The sequence below is a fragment of the Streptomyces sp. UW30 genome (genome assembly GCF_008042075.1).
Classification (GTDB): Bacteria; Actinomycetota; Actinomycetes; order Streptomycetales; family Streptomycetaceae; genus Streptomyces.
In genome coordinates this window covers 1-2,086 of record NZ_RDBN01000154.1, presented here as the reverse complement: position 1 = coordinate 2,086, position 2,086 = coordinate 1, and the positions used below count along the sequence as shown (strand labels likewise).

General features: G+C 65.9%; 3 protein-coding genes. 1 reads left to right on the top strand and 2 read right to left on the bottom strand.

What is annotated here, in order from left to right; translation table 11 throughout:
* Positions 1-208: 208 nt before the first annotated feature.
* Positions 209-733, bottom strand: coding sequence for a hypothetical protein (locus EAO75_RS45110; protein WP_148000918.1), 525 nt, complete (start codon positions 731-733; stop codon positions 209-211).
* 373 nt (positions 734-1,106) lie between these two features.
* On the opposite strand from EAO75_RS45110, the gene EAO75_RS45105 reads away from it, so the two are divergent.
* Positions 1,107-1,541, top strand: a complete 435-nt coding sequence (locus tag EAO75_RS45105) for a hypothetical protein (RefSeq protein ID WP_148000917.1) — start codon at positions 1,107-1,109, stop codon at positions 1,539-1,541.
* Between the two features lie 119 nt (positions 1,542-1,660).
* Here EAO75_RS45105 and EAO75_RS45100 read toward each other — a convergent pair whose 3' ends face one another.
* A complete protein-coding gene (locus tag EAO75_RS45100) occupies positions 1,661-1,843 on the bottom strand; it encodes a hypothetical protein (protein WP_148000916.1) in 183 nt (60 codons plus the stop codon).
* Positions 1,844-2,086: the final 243 nt, after the last annotated feature.

The following is a 2,086-nucleotide window of genomic DNA, read 5'->3' as shown; positions in this document are numbered from 1 at the left end:
GGCATATCCGATCAACTGACCAAAGCGTCAAAGAGACACGCTCTAGTTGTGATGTCTCGGCAGGTTGGTTCCACGAAGTCCTCGATGAGGAGTTGCTCGTGGCTGCCGAGGGGCGGTTCTGAGGGTTGGCCGGGGATGATCCGGTAGTTAGACGCTGAGAGTCGACGACTCTGAACCCACCGACATGCCGAGAACGTGACGCCGAGCCTCAGCGGTAGCCGAGCTGGTGGAGGCCCGCGCGTGCACGGGGGCCCAGGCGTGGAATCCGTGCATCTGATGAGTGGTCACGCAGCCACACACCATCTTCTCGCCACCAGACGTCGATCAGTCCAGCAGTGGCGATGAGCGCTCCTAGCGGCCCCCACGTCCAGGCGAAAATTGCTCCCACGCTCCCGTCGGGGTCGAAATTGAGAACGGCGAGCCATGCGAGGCAAATCACTGAAATTGCGCCGGTTAGCGCAAGTGTGCCCCAGACCCGCCGGCGCTTCCGGGTCTGAGCCATGCTGAGGATCGTGCCTGGAACGGTCAGTGTGCAGGTCGGGCAAGTCAGGTCGGTGTGGAAGGCTTCGCGGTCCAGGCGCATGACGCGGAGGGGGTGCAGCTCATATTGCTCGATGAGACCATCGCCAAATCTCGTCACGTCGAACTGATGCTTCAGTCGGATGCTCGGATAACGGCCCACTGGCCTCCGGCTGGAACGGCGCTGCACAGCAACCTCCTCGAACCCGAACATCACGCTCCGGGCCCGGAGAGTAGCCCCATCTGCGTGGGAGCGGTCCCCAAACACCGAATCGGTCAGGGAGTTGTTGACTGGCGTGGATTCTCACCGGGACCTGGCCCCAGGCCAACAGGCGTCTGCTTCCCGAACCGGGAGGGTGGTACGGCGTCGTACGTCAAGCCACCCAACTGGATCCCGACGGCCGGCCCCAGGACATGGCGGCCTTCCTTGATCTCGTCGAACGCGGGACGGACGCTGGCAGCGAACTGCCCATTGTGCGTGCCCAGCGCCTGCTGGAGGCCGCCGACAGAGGAACGACACCGCCGCGGCCGCCCAGCTGCTCACCCTCGCCGCCAACCAACCCGGCTCCTACGAGCTGTACCTGGACGTGCTCACGAAGTTGAAGGTGGCCACCGCGAGAAGAGCGTTGCTCGACAACGCCGCTCAGACGGCCGCCGTGGTACACGCCCTCACTCAGCATGCCGCCGCCGCCGACCGGCCCACTTGGGAGGAGGCCGACCGGGCCACGTGGTGGCTGCTCGATGTCGCCCGACTCGCAGCGTGCGAAAAGCAGTGGGCTCTGCTCGACACAGCCGTTCAGGGCATGTGCGACTGGGACTGCCGCTTCGACCAGTGGAAGCCGCAAGACGACATCAAGGACTGGATGCGCGAGCTCACGGGGCACGCCGAGAGCGTCGTTGCTTCCGCGCTGCGCGCCCAAGCGGACGGCGCCCGCAACCTTCACGAACTGGCGGACGACCGCGGAGTTGACCAGCCATCCGTAGCGTCGTCTACAACGCGTAAAGCGTGGAGCGCCCAGTGAAGCGGAGCGATGCTGCGCAGCCAGAGCCGCAAGAGCGGTTTCGTTCAGCACAGCCTCGTGATGACGGCGTTGGGGGCCGAAGGACGGCCACGGCACAAGGACCGTCGGTACAGGCCCCGTCATTTGTAGGCGGCAACGGCGGCGAAGTAGATGCCCAGACCGGTGGCTGCCGCGCCCGCGCCGGTCAAGATTGCCTGGGGGACGCCAGCGCCGGAGCGGTGCGCTAGCAGGCCTGCGGTGATCGCGATGTTCAGGGCGGTGGACAGGGCGAGCAGCAGCGACAGGATTTGCAGCGGGCTCATGACGGGTAACTCCCCGTGGTGGTGACGGCCCGGGCGGGCCGTGCGGGATGAGTCCGAAGCTGGCTGTCCAGGGGGGCGTCTCACAGGAGTTCGGTGCCGGATTGGACACCTCGGTTCTAAACGGGCCGGTGAGCGCTAGGGTTCACCGCACGGCAGATCGTGCGTCCACCGGGGTGTCCAGGGCTTCCCAGCAGGCACGGGTCTTGCCGGTGGAGGATCCGCCCACCAGCACTGCGATCTGGC